The organism is Actinomycetospora sp. NBRC 106375 (assembly GCF_030269665.1).
In the GTDB taxonomy this organism is placed as follows: domain Bacteria; phylum Actinomycetota; class Actinomycetes; order Mycobacteriales; family Pseudonocardiaceae; genus Actinomycetospora.
The window spans coordinates 1-255 of the sequence record NZ_BSTS01000099.1 but is presented as its reverse complement, the minus strand read 5'-3'; the positions used below and the strand labels follow the sequence as shown (position 1 = coordinate 255).

The following is a 255-nucleotide window of genomic DNA, read 5'->3' as shown; positions in this document are numbered from 1 at the left end:
ACCTGCTGGGCCGGCTGCCGCAGGTGCACGCCGCCATGCGCGGCGGGGACCTCGACGAGTCCAAGGCCCGGGTGTTCTCCGACTGGACCCGCGACCTGGCCGACGACCACGCCCACCAGGTGTGCCAGACCCTGCTGCCCGAGGCGCCCGCGCTGCCGGTCGGGGCGCTGATCGAACGCATCCAGGAACTCGCGCACGCCCTCGACCCCGACTGGGCCGCCCGCCGCGAGACCAACGCGTTGAAGAAGGCGCGGC

At 74.5% G+C, this 255-nt stretch carries 1 protein-coding gene; it reads left to right on the top strand.

Annotation, left to right across the window (positions count from 1 at the left end; all coding sequences use genetic code 11):
* On the top strand, positions 1–255 hold a 255-nt coding region (locus tag QSK03_RS33040), incomplete at both ends, for a DUF222 domain-containing protein (protein ID WP_285660083.1).